The organism is Bacteroidota bacterium, assembly GCA_020402865.1.
Taxonomy (GTDB): Bacteria; Bacteroidota; Bacteroidia; order Palsa-965; family Palsa-965.
In genome coordinates this window covers 189,476-205,860 of record JADBYT010000002.1, presented here as the reverse complement: position 1 = coordinate 205,860, position 16,385 = coordinate 189,476, and the positions used below count along the sequence as shown (strand labels likewise).

The following is a 16,385-nucleotide window of genomic DNA, read 5'->3' as shown; positions in this document are numbered from 1 at the left end:
GCGCTTTATTGGGAAAACCCGTAAAGGGCGGTATTGTTGTTTTGTTTAACGTTTTTAGTTTCCGGCTGAAGCTGTGGGTAACGGACGGCCATCGAAATAGGGCTTTCTACGGCTCATGTAGCTTTCATATTCAGCCTTTGTTCCTACCACAATCAGCAAACCCATGTTCCAGTGCGACGTTCCGCAAATTTTGTTGCAGAGCAGCATGTAGTCAAACTTGGGATTACCGGTTTTCTTGCGCATTTCGGCGGTGGTAATGGTGGGTTTAAAATGGAACCAGGTTTCCATACCGGGCACGCAGTTCATCTGTGCACGGAAGTGGGGGAAGAATGCGCTGTGAATTACATCGCGTGAACGCATACGGAAATTCACTTCCTGATTTACTTCGAGGAAAAGAGTGTCATTCACGATGATATCATCGTAACCTTTCACATCTGAGCTGTCGATACCGGTTTCGTATTTACCCGACAAACGGTAATCGGCCTTACCAAGTTGATTGTCTTTACCTGCATAACGCGCTTTCCAGTTGAACTGCTGTGCATAAAGCTCAACCAAACGTGTGGTAGTGGGAGCAGGCTCCATGGTATCATTCCACAAACGGATACCGAGGAAAATGATAATAAAGAGTACTACAGCCGGTACACCGGTCCACAACATTTCCAGTTTGTTGTTGTGGGGATAGAAAGTGGCTTTTGCACCGTCGCGGCCATAATATTTGTAGGCCATGTAAAACAGCAGGCCATTGGTAATGAAAAATACAATACCGATGATGAGGAAGTTAAAATTCATCAACCAGTCGATCTTCACACCGTGCTCAGAAGCAGCTTCAGGCAGCAAGCGGTCTTTGTACTCAAAAAACTGCCAGATGCAGAAAGCAAAGAGCGCAAACATGAAGGTAAGCATCAAACGACCGTTCAGGCGGTTGTCATTCTCCGTTACCTTGTTGGGGTCAGCTCCCTTGAGTTTAGTAGAAAGTTCCACAACCCGCACCAACTGCCAGATGGCAGCGGCACCGAGAATGAGGAGAGCGTATGTTAAAATATTCATAGCGCGTGTTTATATCAGGTTCTGCTGTTTCGTGTTCAATATCAAATGTGGTGATGCAAACTTTCTTCGAGGAAAGGATGACCTTTCTGGAGCAGCGGCGCCTGAGACAGTGCACGGAATACCCAGAAGATGAAGAAGCTCAGGAAGAACAGGAACATTCCTATTTCCAGTCCGCCGATATTCCAGTGTTCACCAACTGTACCGGGCATTACCAGCAGGAAGGTGTCGGTCCAGTGGAAGAAGAAAATAAGCAGACCTGTGAAGAGGAGGAACGATTTGTTACGCTTTGAATCACGAGACATGAGGACAAGCATCGGGAATGCAAAGTTTACCACCATGGTAATCCAGAACAAACCGCGGTACTGCTCCCAGCGCTGGGCGTAATAAACCACTTCTTCGCCGATGTTTGAATACCAGATAAGCATGAACTGAGAGAACCAGAGGTAAGTCCAAAGGAAACTCACGGCAAACATCCACTTTCCAAGGTCATGTACGTGGCTGGGGTTTACAAACTCAAGCTGATCGCGCGACTTGAGATGAACAACCAGCATGTTAAACACAATGATGGCGCCAATCCACCAGCCGGCAAAGTTGTACCAGCCAAAGAGTGTGCTGAACCAGTGTGTGTCGATAGACATGATGGCATCCCAGCTGTAAACTGATGAGGTGAAACCGAAGAACACAAGGAAGATTGCCGCATTGCGGATATTGCGCTTCCAGTTCGAAATCATGTCGTTGCCACGCAGCAGGTCGCCCTGCATGCTGTTTTTACGGCTCCAGTTCTGGTAGTAAATCCAGCCGGCCATGAAAATGAGCAGACGGCCGTAGAAGAACAGGCGGTTGAAATAAGGTTCTTTATGATCGATGATCGGATCGTACTTGGGGCTGGCCTTGTCGTACAGATCGCCGTCCATCCAGTGGTACAGGTGGTGCAAATGCAAATCGCCACAGGCAATAACAAGCAGCACAATGCCCATACCAATGGGGAGGAAAGTGCCTACTGCACTGAAAATGCGCAGGAACACCTGACTCCAGGCGGCCTGAGCGGCAAAGTGAAGTGCGTAGAAAAATACAGCAGCAAGGCCGATACCGCCAAAGAAGTAGCCGTTTACAAGAAGGTTGGCCCAAAAACGCTGGCCCCAGCCTGCATGATGGTCTTCGTGTCCGGCAGCTCCGTCATGTGCAGCGGCATGATCACCGGCAAAAGTATGCCAGAGATATCCGGCCAGAATCAGGAGCAGGCCCAAACCCATCAGAATGATGAGGTTGCGGCGGCTCTTGGCCGAGAAGTTATACATGAGATTATTCTGATTCACGAGGCTCATAGTGTATGCAATAGCGGTGAATTACTTCGTAGGTGTGGCTTTGCCCGGAGCTGCAGCAGCAGGAGCAGTTGATTTGGTTGAATCGGCAGCGGGTGCAGCAGCTTTATTGTATTCATCTACCGACTTGCCTTCGCGGCCCAGCAGCTGAACATATTGTGCCACCTGCATACGCTCTTGAGGACTAAGCTGAGATGCATGCGAACCCATTACGCCTTTGCCGTAGGTCACTACGTGATAAATATGACCTTCGCTCAGGTTGTTTTCCTTCATACGGGCGATGTAGCTCGGCGGCTGGTTCGGATATTTTTCGCTGGTCACAAGCGGACCATTACCGTCGCCTTTTTTGCCGTGGCAAACCTGACAGTAGCGTGAATAGAGTTCTTCGCCGGCTTTCAGGTTAGCTTCATTTCGTGCCACACCCAGACTGTTGTAAGTCCAGAACATCTTGGCAAGGCTGTCGCCCTCGGCGGTGTTCGCGTAGGGAAATGGCGTGAAACCACGCGGAATAGAACCTGCTGCCGGCAAACGGTTCGACAGGCTGTCGCCAGTTACCGAATTGATGTACATTCCGTTTGTTTCGGGAGCTGGTGAGCGGTACATATCCGGCATGAATTCAAAGCCAGGGCTGTCCGGATTGCTCTTTACGCAGGCGCTCAGCAGTGCGGCTGCAGCAAGAGCTACTGCGCCGAATGTGAACAGGGTATTGGTTGTTTTTTTCATTACTCGTTGCGTATCGCAGTGGTTCAGATCACGTTCACTTCTTCGGCACCGCTGGCTCGCATCATGGATACGATTTCAGCAGCTTTTTCTTCTTTAGCCTCAATCACCATCATAAACTTATCGTCGGTGGTGCGAGGATCAGGATTCTTTTCATGTACTCCCGGCAGCGTCCAGTTGCGCAGCAGATAAGTAATGGCCATACCGTGACCGGCACAGAATACTGTTAACTCGAAGGTTACCGGAATAAATGCAGGCCAGTTCATGTAATAATAGAAGCTGGGCTTGCCACCGATATCAGTCGGCCAGTCGTTTACCATCATGTACCAGGTCATCAGAATTGCCAGCGAGGTGCCGGTAATACCGTAAATGAAGGCGCAGATGGCCAGACGGGTGCGGGGCAATCCGATTACCGGATCCAGACCGTGGATGGGAAACGGTGAAAAAACTTCTTTCACCTTGATATGTGCATCACGCATCTGCTTGGCGCCGTTCATGAGGAGTTCCTCATCGCCCCAGATACCCTGAATTGTTTTATAATTCGCTGCCATATAATTATGTGTTCGGCGTATGAATACAGTTTAGTGAGCGGCTTCGGCGGCAATTTCGGCAGCCTCGCGTTTCTTCTTATGCTCTTCGCTTGATGATTTTACGATCATTTTCAACTCGCTGAGCGCAATTACCGGGAAGGCACGTGCAAACAACAGGAAGATGGAGAAGAACAAACCTATGGTGCCGATGAAGATGCCCATCTCCACCCAGGTGGGGTGATACATGGTCCAGTTCGCAGGCTGGTAATCGCGGTGAAGCGAGGTTACGATAATTACGAAACGCTCAAACCACATACCGATGTTTACCACAATAGACAGAATGAAGGTTGCGGTAAGGTTGGTGCGGATCTTACGGAACCAGAACAGCTGCGGGCTGATTACGTTGCAGGTCATCATACCCCAGTAACTCCACCAGTACGGACCGGTAGCGCGGTTCATAAAGGCATAACCTTCATATTCCACACCTGAGTACCATGAGATGAAAAGCTCTGAAAGATAAGCCACACCTACCATAGAACCGGTAAGGGTAATGATGATGTTCATCATCTCCATGTGCTGGATGGTAATGTAATGCTCAAGGTTGAGCACTTTGCGCATAATGAGCAGCAGCGTGGCCACCATGGCAAAACCAGAGAAGATAGCACCAGCTACGAAATAAGGCGGGAAGATGGTGGTGTGCCAGCCGGGAAGTACCGAGGTGGCAAAGTCCATGGATACGATTGAGTGAACCGAGAATACGAGCGGGGTAGAAAGACCGGCAAGTACCAGCGATACTTCTTCGAAACGCGACCACTGACGGGCACCGCCGCTCCAGCCAAAGCTCAGCAGACGATAAATCTTTGCCATTTTCAGGTTGCCTTTCAGCTTGAAACGGTCGCGGATGGCTCCAAAGTCGGGAATAAGACCAATGTACCAGAATACCAGCGAAATGGTAAAGTAAGTTGATACAGCGAATACGTCCCAGGTAAGCGGCGAGTTGAAGTTTACCCACAATGAGCCAAACTGGTTGGCGTGCGGAAACAGCCAGTAATCAAGCCACGGACGGCCGGTGTGCATGGTTACGAACACCGCCGCGCACATTACCGCGAAGATGGTCATAGCCTCAGCCGAACGGTTGATGGCCATACGCCATTTCTGACGGAACAGCAGAAGTACAGCTGAGATAAGTGTACCGGCGTGACCGATACCGATCCACCAAACGAAGTTGGTGATATCCCACGCCCAACCCACTGTGCGGTTAGCGCCCCACTGACCGATACCGGTACCAATGGTGTAAGCCAGACAGCCAAATCCCCAGAGGAAGGTGGCTACGGCAATGGTAAATACGAGGTACCAGAGTTTGTTGGCCTTACCCTCAATCGGTCGGGCAATGTCGGCGGTGATGTCGCTGTAGCTCTTGTTTCCAAGAATAAGCGGGTCCCTGTATCGTGATTCGTGTTGCATAGTGTCGTTTAACTGAGCGTATGCTGGTTCTTATTCTTCTTTCCGGTGTTCGGTTTATACGTGTGCGCTGGCGTCGTCGCGGTTCCACACTTTGGTCATGTAGAATACAGACGGGCGTGTGCCAACTACTTCGAGGAGTTCGAACTTGCGTCCGTCTTTCTCCATCTGGGCCACGGCGCTGTTCTCGTCGTTGAGGTCGCCAAACCAGATGGCCTGTGTGGGGCACGACTGCGAGCAGGCAGTTTTGATGCTTCCGTCGGCCGGACGAACACCGGCTTTCTTGGCTTCGAGTTTGCCGCCCTGAATGCGCTGTACGCACATTGAGCATTTTTCCATTACACCGCGTGCACGAACGGTTACATCGGGGTTCAGCACCATACGGCCAACTTCGTCCTGCGAAGGGTTGAAGTCTTTGAAACGGTGGTAATCCACGTAGTTAAACCAGTTGAAGCGGCGCACTTTGTAGGGACAGTTGTTTGCGCAGTAACGGGTACCTACACAACGGTTGTAGGTCATCTGGTTGAGACCTTCGCTGCTGTGGTTGGTAGCAATTACCGGGCACACGGTTTCGCACGGAGCGTGGTTGCAGTGCTGGCACATTACCGGCTGGAATACCACTTTCGGATTGTCGAAAGCGGGGTTTTCCATGTTGCGGTAGAGCTCTTTGGTGCCCATTTCGCCTTTTTCCTCTTCCACTTCCTTCACCGTTTCGCTGCTGAAATAGCGGTCGATACGGAGCCAGTGCATTTCGCGGCTGCGGCGGATTTCGTCGGGACCTACAACCGGAACGTTGTTTTCGGCAGTACAGCTTACCACGCAGGCACCGCAGCCAATGCACGAGTTCAGGTCGATAGCCAGTGCCCATTTGTGGTTCGGGCGCTCGAAATCATTCCACAGGTTCACTTCTTCCACATTGGCTTTGCCTTTGTAGGTTTCGAGCATAATCGGCTCGTTGCCGGCACGCTCGTCTTTTACGTAGGCTGCAAGTGTGGTTTCGTGAATAATATCTTCGTTGCGGCCCATCAGCGTGTGGTGCGTTTGGGTAGCCGCAATTTTGTGTGTTTTGTCGGTCTTGGTAATCTTAGCGTCGTATGCCTCGTAGTTCATCGTGCCCGAAGCAGCCAGTGCTACTGCGGGATAGATGTTGGCTCCACGGCCTTCGGCTGCTTTACCGGCACCTTTGCGGCCATAACCAAGGGCAATACCTACGGTGCCGCGCTTCTGACCGGGCTGTGCCCAAACCGGAAGTTCTACGGTTACACCATTTACAGCTACCTGAGCCACGCTCAGCTCGTCTTCCATCTGGTCAAAACGAACCATCAGGTTGTTGTCGCTGCCTTCTACCATGCCAAAGAAGTTGCCTTCTTTTACATCCAGCGGGTGCATGGTGATGTAGTTGTCCCAGGTAATTTTCGAAATCGGATCGGGCATTTCCTGCAACCAGGGGTTGCCGGCCTGATTGCCATTACCGATTGATGTTTTCTGATAGAATACCACTTCCATGGCACCGCCCTTGCGTGAAGCAAGCTGCGACTTCGCCTCATCGAGCGAAATGGTGCCGCCGCTGAAGGCTATAAAGTCGTTCAGGTTCATTCCCGACTTTAACATCTTCGAGAGCGGATTTGTGGCAGTAGTATCGGCCACCGGAGGAGCCTGAGAAATTTCCTCAGTCACCACAAGCTGCGGGCGAAGCTGGGCCACACCATCGTGCACCGAATTGTTCCAGAACTGGGCAAAATCGCCGAATGCAGTTTGCATACCGAAGAAATTGCTGCGCCAGTAATTCTGCAGGTAGTTGTAATATGTGGTGTTGTTACCCGACCAAAGCAACAGGCTTTCCTGTGCGTGGCGGGTTGAGAAAAGCGGATTGATAACCGGCTGCTGCAGGCTGAAGTGGCCGCGGCGCGGGTTGTGATCGTTCCAGGCTTCGAGGTAGTGGTGGTCAGGGCAAACCCAGTCGCAAAGCGCGGCTGTTTCGTCCATACTGCCTGCAAACGAAATTTTGAGTGAAGCCTTAGCCAGTGCCTTGTCGAAACCGAGCGCAGCAGGTGCGGTGTAAACCGGGTTGCTGTTCCAGAAAATTACGGTGTCAACTTTACCGGCATTGAGATCTTCAACCAGTGTTTTCAGTGCGTTATCATCGCCCTGATGCGTATAATCGGGAGTGCTGATGTCAATGGTATTGCCATACGCACCGATTTTCTTGTTGATTTCGTTTACCACCAGCTGAAGCGCGGCATCGTTTGAGCCGGCTACAACAAGCGCCTTACCTTTTGCAGCTTCAAGGGCGGCTACAACCTTCTTCACACCATCGGCAGCTACTTTGCCAGCGGTGCCGTTGAGAATGTCGAGTGCTACCTGCGCCATTTCAGAGGGTTTCACGGGGAAACGCTCGTCGGCATTGGAACCGGTAAGAGAAAGGATGGTTTCAAACTGGTAGTGCTTGGACATGGTCTTCTTGTCCTTGCCTACTTTGCGTGTCATGCCATACTGGCGTGCATGCTCAAGCGGTGAAAGCCAGTTTGCGAGGAAATCGGCACCGAGGCTTACAATTACTTCGGCCTTGTCGAAACGGTAGGTCGGAATAACGGCAGTACCAAATGTAGATTTGTTTGCCTTGAGCATACCTGCATACGACACCGCATCGTAAGTAACGTGGCGTGTGTTGGCGTATTTGGCAGCAAATCCGGCAATAACAGCTTTGCTTGAGGGGCTGATGATGGTAGAAGAAACAATGGCAATGCCTTTAGAAGCAGCCAGTTTCGTACCAATTACTTTATCGGCATCAGCCCAGGTGGCTGACTGTCCGCCTTTGGTGGTAACACCTTTGAGGCGGTTGGAGTCATACAGCGAAAGAACGGAAGCATGTACACGGGCGTTTACACCGCCCATGGTTACTTTGGAAAGCTCGTTTCCTTCAAGTTTAATCGGACGGCCTTCGCGGGTTTTCACCAGCACTTCGGCATAATCATGTCCGTCGAAGAAAGCTGTAGCATACCAGTTAGCCACACCGGGAGTAATTTCCTCAGGACGGTTAACGTAAGGCACCGCTTTGGTTACCGGCGCTTCGCAGGCTGCCAGAGTAGCTGCTACCGTGCTGAATCCGAGGAACTTGAGGAAGTCGCGGCGGCTGGTTGATGATTGTTCGAGTGTGGCTTTATCGCCCATGAACTGCTCAACCGGAATGTACTCGGCAAATTCGTGCTGGTGCTTTTCGGTAACCGCATTGTCACCGCTCAGCTGTGAAAGACCTTTCCAGTATGTTTTCTCGTTCGCCATGTTGGGTACGCGATCTGATTATATCGTTAGGAAACGCTTGCTTTGTTTATTTGAAGATTAGTAGTGACAACGTGAGCACTCAATGCCACCCATCTGGGCAACCGTGAAGCTGGTTTGTCCTTTATACTTCTCTTTCATTTTCTCGTGGAGCTGGGTGTAGTAACCATTGCCTTCCATAGACACGTTGGTCTTGCGGTGGCAATCAATACACCATCCCATGGTAAGCGGGCGCTGCTGCTCGGCTACGGTCATTTCCTTGAGGTTGCCGTGGCAGGTTTCGCATTCTACTTTACCCACTTTCACGTGCTGCTGGTGACTGAAGAATACGTGGTCGGGCAGTACGTGCACTTTGTTCCATTTCACCGGCTGCTGGGGCAGGCTGTAGGTTTGCTTGTCGGGATCATAACCCGCAGCGGCGTAAATCTTGGCAATTTCCTCTTTTGAACCGGGATTAGCAGTTTCGCTAATTGCCTTATGGCAGTTCATACAGATGTTTACAGAGGGAATGCTGGCGTTTTTCGACTTCTCTACGGTGCTGTGGCAGTATTTGCAATCAATACCGTTCTGACCGGCGTGGATTTTATGCGAGAAGTTGATCGGCTGTGAAGGTTTGTAACCCACCCACTTGTCTTTCTTCACCTCTTTGGCATAAATACCTACACCCTGCAGTCCGTACCAGCCTTTTACGATAAGCACACCAAAGATGAACAAACCCATAAGCGCAACTTTACGCTTGTTGTTGGTCGTCCAGTGGCGAACAGCATCAAGGAAAGGCATTGCTTCCTCGGCAGGCTGACCTTCTTTTTCATTAACCGCATTACGCAGGTTAATTTTGGTATAACGCAGAATGGCGATGAGCGCAATGAGCAGAACCAGCACAATGATTACCATGAAGCTGGTGTTGCCTGACGCTTTTTCATCGGTTTTGGCACCGGCATTGGGGTCGGTAGCTAATACCGGTGTTGGTGTTTTCTCACCTTCGTGGGCATAAGCCAGAATGGCATCAATCTCTTCATTTTTGAGATTGGGGAAGGCGGTCATTACCCCGTTGTTGTATTCTGCCTTGATTTTCACGGCATACGCATCGCCTGATGCGGCCATGGCGGCTGAATTTTTCACCCACTTGTACTTCCAGTCACCACCGGGAATACGGTCGAGCACGCCTTTGAGGCCTGGACCCGTTCCTTTTTTCTCGGAAGCATAGTGACACGAAGAGCAGTTAGCTTTGAAAAGCGCTTTTCCATCCTGTGCGTGAACTGACGCACTGAAGAAGAGGGAGAGAATCAGCGAAAAAGCAAGCGCGATGCCGTTGCGGCGTGCATGTTGCCGGGAGCTGTTCATATAGGAATAGTTGACAGTTGGCATTTATATCCGGATTGCCCTACACTTTAAGGCGTGGCAAATTTAAGGGAAACACACTTCGGCGATCCGTTGCAAATGGAAAAAAAATTACATCCGGTTAATTTATAACGATTCTAAATAAGTGTTAAAACCGGATGAAAACACCAGCCTCTCATTTACAGGAAATTGGTCATTTTTTTATCCCGGAAGAACGGCACAAACCTTGCACTTGTCGAAAAAACTAACCTGCCATTTGCAGGGGTTTCCTAATTTTGTTCTTGCATGATTCGTTATTCCCTCCTGCTCGTTCTGTTGTTTGTTACCCTTGGCTTAAGGGCACAAACCCCGTCAACCGATAGTTTACAACGCGACGTAAATGCCGATCCTCGTCTGAAAACAGCTGTGGGTAAGCACATTGAAACCAACGCAAACGCAAAAATGAAAGGCTGGCGTGTGCAAATACATTACGGAGCGGATAACGACAGGGCCAAATCCATCAAATCGAAATTTCTGGGCAAATATGCCTCCGAGGCACATGCCTATATTACGTATGATGCCCCCAACTTTAAAGTACGCGTAGGCGATTTCCGCACCCAGCTGGAGGCATACCGCTTTCTGAAAAAAATCAAAGCTGAATATCCCGAAGCATTTATTGTAGAGTGCGAAATTGAGAAACCTCCCATCCGGTAACCCAGGTTTTTCGTAGGTGATGAACTGATTTTTTGTTTCCCGATTTCAACCTTATGCACACACCTGCCCGCTTTGCCGAAATAAATACCGCACTTCTCGAATCGGCCATGAGCTGGGAAGACTACAACAGTCTTCTCGAACGCTTAATGAGCGAAAACAAAACCACAGGCCCTGACCAGTCGGAATACATGATTAATTACGCCAGGCTGAACCTGCAGCGTATGAAGCGTATTGGCAAAACGGTAAGTGTATTGCCCGAACTGAAAGCGGAGCTTGGCTCAATTACCCGCAAACTCAGCCTCTTGTTCATTACCGAAGGCTGGTGCGGCGATGCGGCACAAACGCTGGGCGTGGTAAAGGCCATGGCCAACGAAATAAAGGAAGCCTCAGTAAAAGTAATTCTGCGCGATGAGCACACCGCCGTAATGGATCATTTCCTTACCAACGGCGGACGCGCCATACCCATTGTGGTTGTTATTGATGCCGGCACGCTCGAAGTACTCGGCCATTGGGGACCGCGCCCGGCAGCCTTGCAGCAACTCATTGCACAGTGGAAAGAGCAAGGCCTTCAAAAAGAACAATTCATCGAGAAGGTGCACACCTGGTATGCCGCCGATAAGACACGCACCACGCAACTCGATTTCGCCAGTGCGCTCCGCTCCATAACCGGCTGATCTGTCTTTTCGAATCCGTTACACACAACACGAACATCACAACCTCTTTTTTCTGCAATTAAAAAACGGGTAACCCTGTTTCCAGAATTACCCGCTAAGTGCGCGGCGCCTTCCCCTGCTTTTGGCGCGCACGCCAGCCTTTGTTAACTCCACCTAACCATTACATTACACAATTACTGCGAAACAGTAACCGCGTTTAATGTTTCAACAAAACAATACAACTTAATATACCTTCCAAAACAAATACCGATGAAGGCGAAAAAATGTATGATGAAACCATTAATTCATACACTGAATAGATATTCCTAAAACAATTTTTATCCGGTTAAAAAGCATCTACATTTGACAAAAACCCAATATATGTATATACATTATTTATCACAATAAAAAATTAAATTATTTTTTTATTGCATTATGTATATATAAATGATCATCAGCACTATATAGCTTTTATATGATTAATCAGTTCATATACATTTTTAGAGATCTGTTAATAACCAGAAAATCGTTTTCGTAAATATTTGTACGCACTTATTGATTCGTTCACACTTGTCGGCAAAGATGTGTCGTCGGAGGGTAAATAGTGCCCGTTTAACGACCATCCGGCCAGTGGAAATCAGTCCCGAAAACAAATAAGAATAAATTTACACAGCCCGCAGGCACTGAAAAGGGAAGCCCCGGAAAAATAATTTACCTTAGCCTGTAACAAGCGGGCAACAATACCCGTCATACAACCGGAAGCAAAACAAACGGCCATGACCGCTGAAGAATACAACCGCTGCGTAGATCTGTATGCCGATAATCTTTACCGATTCATTCTAAAGAATGTAAAGGATAAAGACAAGGCAAAAGACATTGTGCAGGATACGTATGAAAAACTCTGGCTGAAAGTTTCGGAAACCGAAGCCAAAAATGCCAAGTCGTACATGTTTACCACGGCGTACCGCACCATGATTGATTACCTGCGTAAAGATCAGCGGCAGGGCAGTATGGATGAAGTACCCATGATTGCGGTATCGCATAACAAGCAATACAGCGACCTGAAAGAAATTTTGCAGGAGGCGTTAAATAAATTGCCCGAGATACAGCGTTCGGTAGTGTTGCTTCGCGATTACGAAGGCTACTCGTATGAAGAAATCGGCGAGATAACGGGGCTGAATGAATCGCAGGTAAAGGTGTACATCTTCAGAGCCCGCACATTTTTGAAAAATTATATCGGAAGCATAGAGAAAGTAATGTAATTCATCATCTCTCAGGTACAATGAATATTAACCGTCATAACTGTGAAGCGTGGTTCCTCGATTTTTACGAGGGGCAACTGAGTACCGGTCAGGTGGCGGAGCTGTTTGCCTTTCTGGATACCCACCCTGATTTAAAAGAACTTTTTGAAAGCTACGAAGGCCCGGCGTTTGATACTTCTGAAACCGATTTGCCGGTATTTGAACACAAGGAGCTGCTGCGCCGGCAAATTGAACTGCCTGAGAATATTAACGAAGTTAACTACGAGGAGTTTTTTGCCGCTGCAATTGATAATGTACTTGATACAAAAGGCCAGATAAAACTCGAACGTTTTCTGGATGCACATCCTGATAAACGCAATGAGCTTGAGCTTTTCCGCAAAACCATACTTGCGCCCGATTACAGTGAGAAGCTTGAGAACAAGCAATTGCTCAAAAAGCCGGTAGTCAATGCCACCGAGTTCGACCAATGGGCGGTGGCTGCACTTGAGGGCACGCTGAGCACTGCCGAAACAGCCGCATTTGAAACTTTCCTTGCCGCAAACCCGGCCTTTAAAGCTGATTTTGAGTTATTTGGCCAAACCGTGCTACGGCCTGATAGCGAGATTGTATTTGCACACAAAGACAGCCTGCGCAAACAGCCGGTAGAAATTACCTCCGCAAATTTTGCCGAATATGCCGTAAGCGCCATGGACGGCGAACTGAGCCACACAGAACTTGCCGCTTTCAACGCCTATCTGGCAGGCAATTCTGATGCGGCTGCAGAATACGAACTATTTTCCAGCACACGCCTGCAGCCTGATACGGATGCAGTGTTTGACGCCAAAGCCGGACTCAAGAAAGCGTTAGTTGAAATAAACACCGGCAACTTTGCCGAGTATGCTGTGGCCGCCATTGATAATGCGCTGAACAGCACCGAACTGGAAGGCTTCAACCGCTTTGTGGCACAACACCCTGAAATGGCTGCCGAGCTTGATGCCTGGAAGCAAACCGTACTCTCGCCCGATACTACAATTGTGTTTGAACACAAGGCTGCCTTGTATCAGACAGCCGCCACCCTCACAGCCGAAAACTTTGATGAATACGCGGTGGCCGAAATTGACGGTGAACTAAGTGCCTCCCAAAGCGCCGAGTTGCATGCCTACATGGCTGCCAACCCACAAGCAGCCGCCGATATGGAAGCCTGGCGCCAAACCATACTCACTGCAGACACAACTGTAGTATATGGCGACAAAGCCGGCCTGAAACGCAAAACCGGCGGTGCAGTGGTGTGGTGGCTCAATGCAAACGTGCGTTATGCCGCTGCGGCAGCCGTGCTCCTGTTTGTGGTTACATTCTGGTGGAACCGCAACCAGAACGGCACCTTTGAAGGCCAAACTGCCGGCAACGTAGCCAAACTGCAGCTACGCAAACCGGCGCAGGAGTTTACTCCCCGGCAGCCCGACAATACCAGCAACGTAGCTGAACAGCACACTGCTCCGCAATACAGCACGCCGCAGCAGAATAATGTGCAGCCTGCTCAGCCGGCCTACACCGCCAACAACACCACGCAACGTGCCGCTTTCCGTCCGCGTTTTGCCAAAGCCCTGCCGCAAAACCGCACCGAACCTAAACTTAACGGACAGCTTGCCGTACTCGCTCCGGAAGCGGTGGCCATTTTGCCAATTTCAGTGGATGAACCCGGTGTGGCTTACACCCCACCCACATCAGGAAGCGGAATTTCGCTGCCGCAGCTTATCCTTCAGAATACCAAAAACACATTAGACCGCGAACCCGGAACACCAACCGAGTACACTGCTTCAGCTTATACTTCCGGCACACAGGCCAAGGTTACCGGCCGGGATGTGGCTGGCAGTGCATTTAACCGCATGACTCGTGCGCTGGGCCTCAATCTCGGCCTCAACAAAAGCCGCACTGAGGGCAATTCGCTCAATGTGGGCAAATACAAAGTGCAACTTTCGCCCGGCGAACAGCAGCAGACCGGCACAGAAGTAGAGTAACTGTCCGTTTCCAAAACCATTTTGCATTATTCTTGTTAAATAAAGCAAAGCCCCGCCGCTTGCAAAATCTGTTCATACGCCCGCCGCGTATATGCAGCAAACAGGAATTATGAAACGCTTCTTCTCCATTACACTGCTCTTTCTGCTGCTCATCAGCTGCAGCGCCGTGCCTGCCGGCGAAAACGCCAATGCCTCCAACACCACTTCGCAAGACACCACTGCCCGAAAAAAAGTGGTAAAGACAAACGAAGAATGGAAACAACAACTTTCCACCATGCAGTATTACGTACTGCGTGAAAAAGGCACCGAACGCGCATTTACCGGCCAATACTGGAACACGCATGATGAAGGTGTTTACCAGTGCGCAGGCTGCAAAACGCCGCTGTTTGGCTCCGACAAAAAATTTGACTCCGGCACCGGCTGGCCAAGCTACACGGTGCCGTTCGACTCAACCTGTATTGCTTACCACGCCGATAACTCATACGGGATGAAACGTGTGGAAGTAAACTGCGCCGTGTGCGACGGGCATCTGGGGCATGTGTTTGACGATGGCCCGGCGCCTTCAAACCTGCGCTACTGTATCAACTCCGCCGCGCTTACCTTTGTGCCGCAGAAAAATGTGCGCACACAAACCCAACGTTATTATCGTTTTTAAATGAGCAACCTGCATAAACCCGACGAGGAGTGGCGCAAGCAGCTTTCGCCCTTTCAATACTACGTGCTGCGCGAAAAAGGCACCGAACGCGCATTTACCGGCGAATTCTGGAATCATCACGCCACCGGCATTTACCGCTGCGCAGGTTGCGGTACCGATCTTTTTGCATCCGACCAGAAATTCGACTCGGGTTGCGGCTGGCCCAGTTTTTCACTGCCGTGGAACGAAGAAGTGATTAACTACCACAAAGATTATTCGCACGGCATGAGCCGCATTGAAGTAACGTGCAAAAACTGCGGCGGCCACCTTGGTCATGTGTTTGAAGATGGGCCGCCGCCCACATATTTGCGTTACTGCATCAATTCTGCTTCGATGGTGTTTGAGGAGCGCGGAGATGTGAAAACTCAGGAGCAGAAAGCGTATAAGTTTTAGAAATCATGTATTCCAAAGCGGCTCTGATTCCCAGTTTGCCGGGAAGCCCATTTTTGAACTATCCACTGCTGGATTATTGGCAAAGAGTTGCATAATACGCTTTGAAAATGCCGTGCCGGGATTTACTACTTTACGCATGTAAAGAAGGCAACAAAGAGAAGCATATAGTTTACTCGATGGGAAATTGGTATTGTGCAGCCAAAGGTATTTTGTGTGGCGTGGCAAGGTGGGTGTAATTATCAACGTTTTGTTCCACAAACGCCCGTGATGAGCACACACGTTTCTCACATAACCCATATTCAACAACCAACTTTCGAGTATTTTCGGGTGTGATAATCCGTAATAAGCCACAATGTCTTTTTTGGCCTGACACATTTTTAAATCGCGGTAAAACTTCGACAATAAACCCATCGATGCCACTTCAAAACTCATCCAGGCTGGCGGACGCGCAGGGATTGTGTACTTATTCCTGTAATGTTTAATAAAGCTTTCTCCCGTGCGTTCAATTTCACTATCGAGTTTGTAAAGATTTTTGGTGTGATGAATGCTATTGGAAAAAAGTGAATGATCCTGAAACCAGTGTGCGTGGTAATTTATACTCATCTGATTGACCAACTGCGTTCTGAACGAAACCTCAGTGCGCTCTATCGCATCAAAAATGATAAGTTTTAATTTGCGGTCAAACAGATACAGATTCAGAATATCATCAAACGAAACTCCTGGTTGAAACTCATGTGTAGTTGATGCAGGATCCTGAAAATAGTGCGAATAAGCACTAAGCCTGTAATAGCTTATATTTGACAGATACTTTATGGCCTTGGCAGGATCGGGAACATGCAGTCCGCGCGACTGAAGAAGCGCAAGCTGATCGGGAATAGTAAGCGGAGGTTTAGCAAACTGCATGGCACACCTCCGTAAAATAAAAAAACCCGCCCGGGTGCGCTGTTCTGATGGGAAGCGTGGCAGGTATTGTTGACACAAATTTAATCATTT

At 49.4% G+C, this 16,385-nt stretch carries 14 protein-coding genes; 6 read left to right on the top strand and 8 right to left on the bottom strand.

Features of this window, described 5'->3' with window-relative positions:
* Positions 1-54 precede the first annotated feature (54 nt).
* The 7 genes from IM638_01950 to IM638_01920 form a co-directional block, all read right to left on the bottom strand.
* A complete protein-coding gene (locus tag IM638_01950) occupies positions 55-1,047 on the bottom strand; it encodes a cytochrome c oxidase subunit II (GenBank protein ID MCA6361777.1) in 993 nt (330 codons plus the stop codon).
* 41 nt (positions 1,048-1,088) lie between these two features.
* Entirely contained in the window at positions 1,089-2,300 is a 1,212-nt protein-coding gene (locus tag IM638_01945) for a quinol:cytochrome C oxidoreductase (protein ID MCA6361776.1), read from the bottom strand.
* A gap of 93 nt (positions 2,301-2,393) precedes the next feature.
* On the bottom strand, positions 2,394-3,092 hold the full coding sequence (locus tag IM638_01940; GenBank protein ID MCA6361775.1) for a cytochrome c: 699 nt from the start codon (positions 3,090-3,092) through the stop codon (positions 2,394-2,396).
* A 23-nt stretch (positions 3,093-3,115) separates the two neighbouring features.
* A complete protein-coding gene (locus IM638_01935; protein ID MCA6361774.1) occupies positions 3,116-3,640 on the bottom strand; it encodes a DUF3341 domain-containing protein in 525 nt (174 codons plus the stop codon).
* A gap of 30 nt (positions 3,641-3,670) precedes the next feature.
* Positions 3,671-5,083, bottom strand: a complete 1,413-nt coding sequence (gene nrfD, locus IM638_01930; GenBank protein MCA6361773.1) for a polysulfide reductase NrfD — start codon at positions 5,081-5,083, stop codon at positions 3,671-3,673.
* Positions 5,084-5,137: 54 nt separating this feature from the next.
* The gene (locus tag IM638_01925; protein MCA6361772.1) at positions 5,138-8,362 is read right to left on the bottom strand and encodes a TAT-variant-translocated molybdopterin oxidoreductase; all 3,225 of its coding nucleotides are present in this window, start codon (positions 8,360-8,362) and stop codon (positions 5,138-5,140) included.
* 57 nt (positions 8,363-8,419) lie between these two features.
* On the bottom strand, positions 8,420-9,703 hold the full coding sequence (locus IM638_01920; protein ID MCA6361771.1) for a c-type cytochrome: 1,284 nt from the start codon (positions 9,701-9,703) through the stop codon (positions 8,420-8,422).
* Positions 9,704-9,985: 282 nt separating this feature from the next.
* Here IM638_01920 and IM638_01915 point away from each other — a divergent pair, with 282 nt between their 5' ends.
* The 6 genes from IM638_01915 to msrB (IM638_01890) all read left to right on the top strand — a co-directional run bounded on the left by IM638_01915 (position 9,986) and on the right by msrB (IM638_01890) (position 15,392).
* Positions 9,986-10,393 carry an SPOR domain-containing protein gene (locus IM638_01915; GenBank protein ID MCA6361770.1) on the top strand — a complete coding sequence of 136 codons (408 nt, stop codon included), beginning with the start codon at positions 9,986-9,988 and terminating at the stop codon, positions 10,391-10,393.
* A gap of 53 nt (positions 10,394-10,446) precedes the next feature.
* The gene (locus IM638_01910; GenBank protein MCA6361769.1) at positions 10,447-11,067 is read left to right on the top strand and encodes a thioredoxin family protein; all 621 of its coding nucleotides are present in this window, start codon (positions 10,447-10,449) and stop codon (positions 11,065-11,067) included.
* A 755-nt stretch (positions 11,068-11,822) separates the two neighbouring features.
* Positions 11,823-12,308: an RNA polymerase sigma factor gene (locus IM638_01905; GenBank protein ID MCA6361768.1), complete on the top strand. Its 486-nt coding sequence runs from the start codon at positions 11,823-11,825 to the stop codon at positions 12,306-12,308.
* Positions 12,309-12,328: 20 nt separating this feature from the next.
* Complete coding sequence (locus IM638_01900; GenBank protein ID MCA6361767.1) at positions 12,329-14,305, top strand: hypothetical protein; 1,977 nt, start codon at positions 12,329-12,331, stop codon at positions 14,303-14,305.
* 109 nt (positions 14,306-14,414) lie between these two features.
* Complete coding sequence (msrB, locus tag IM638_01895; protein ID MCA6361766.1) at positions 14,415-14,960, top strand: peptide-methionine (R)-S-oxide reductase MsrB; 546 nt, start codon at positions 14,415-14,417, stop codon at positions 14,958-14,960.
* A complete protein-coding gene (gene msrB / locus IM638_01890; GenBank protein MCA6361765.1) occupies positions 14,961-15,392 on the top strand; it encodes a peptide-methionine (R)-S-oxide reductase MsrB in 432 nt (143 codons plus the stop codon). It begins immediately after the preceding gene.
* 3 nt (positions 15,393-15,395) lie between these two features.
* Here the strand turns inward: msrB (IM638_01890) and IM638_01885 are convergent, their stop codons facing one another.
* The gene (locus tag IM638_01885) at positions 15,396-16,295 is read right to left on the bottom strand and encodes an Abi family protein (protein MCA6361764.1); all 900 of its coding nucleotides are present in this window, start codon (positions 16,293-16,295) and stop codon (positions 15,396-15,398) included.
* Positions 16,296-16,385: the final 90 nt, after the last annotated feature.

What these genes read in the sequence shown, in the direction of transcription:
- IM638_01945 (MCA6361776.1), bottom strand. Translation starts at nt 2,300, where the DNA reads ATGGGTTTGGGCCTGCTCCTGATTCTGGCCGGATATCTCTGGCATACT.
- IM638_01905 (MCA6361768.1), top strand. Translation starts at nt 11,823, where the DNA reads ATGACCGCTGAAGAATACAACCGCTGCGTAGATCTGTATGCCGATAAT.
- IM638_01940 (MCA6361775.1), bottom strand. Translation starts at nt 3,092, where the DNA reads ATGAAAAAAACAACCAATACCCTGTTCACATTCGGCGCAGTAGCTCTT.
- IM638_01920 (MCA6361771.1), bottom strand. Translation starts at nt 9,703, where the DNA reads ATGAACAGCTCCCGGCAACATGCACGCCGCAACGGCATCGCGCTTGCT.
- IM638_01935 (MCA6361774.1), bottom strand. Translation starts at nt 3,640, where the DNA reads ATGGCAGCGAATTATAAAACAATTCAGGGTATCTGGGGCGATGAGGAA.
- IM638_01925 (MCA6361772.1), bottom strand. Translation starts at nt 8,362, where the DNA reads ATGGCGAACGAGAAAACATACTGGAAAGGTCTTTCACAGCTGAGCGGT.
- IM638_01910 (MCA6361769.1), top strand. Translation starts at nt 10,447, where the DNA reads ATGCACACACCTGCCCGCTTTGCCGAAATAAATACCGCACTTCTCGAA.
- IM638_01950 (MCA6361777.1), bottom strand. Translation starts at nt 1,047, where the DNA reads ATGAATATTTTAACATACGCTCTCCTCATTCTCGGTGCCGCTGCCATC.
- msrB (MCA6361765.1), top strand. Translation starts at nt 14,961, where the DNA reads ATGAGCAACCTGCATAAACCCGACGAGGAGTGGCGCAAGCAGCTTTCG.
- IM638_01900 (MCA6361767.1), top strand. Translation starts at nt 12,329, where the DNA reads ATGAATATTAACCGTCATAACTGTGAAGCGTGGTTCCTCGATTTTTAC.
- nrfD (MCA6361773.1), bottom strand. Translation starts at nt 5,083, where the DNA reads ATGCAACACGAATCACGATACAGGGACCCGCTTATTCTTGGAAACAAG.
- IM638_01915 (MCA6361770.1), top strand. Translation starts at nt 9,986, where the DNA reads ATGATTCGTTATTCCCTCCTGCTCGTTCTGTTGTTTGTTACCCTTGGC.
- msrB (MCA6361766.1), top strand. Translation starts at nt 14,415, where the DNA reads ATGAAACGCTTCTTCTCCATTACACTGCTCTTTCTGCTGCTCATCAGC.
- IM638_01885 (MCA6361764.1), bottom strand. Translation starts at nt 16,295, where the DNA reads ATGCAGTTTGCTAAACCTCCGCTTACTATTCCCGATCAGCTTGCGCTT.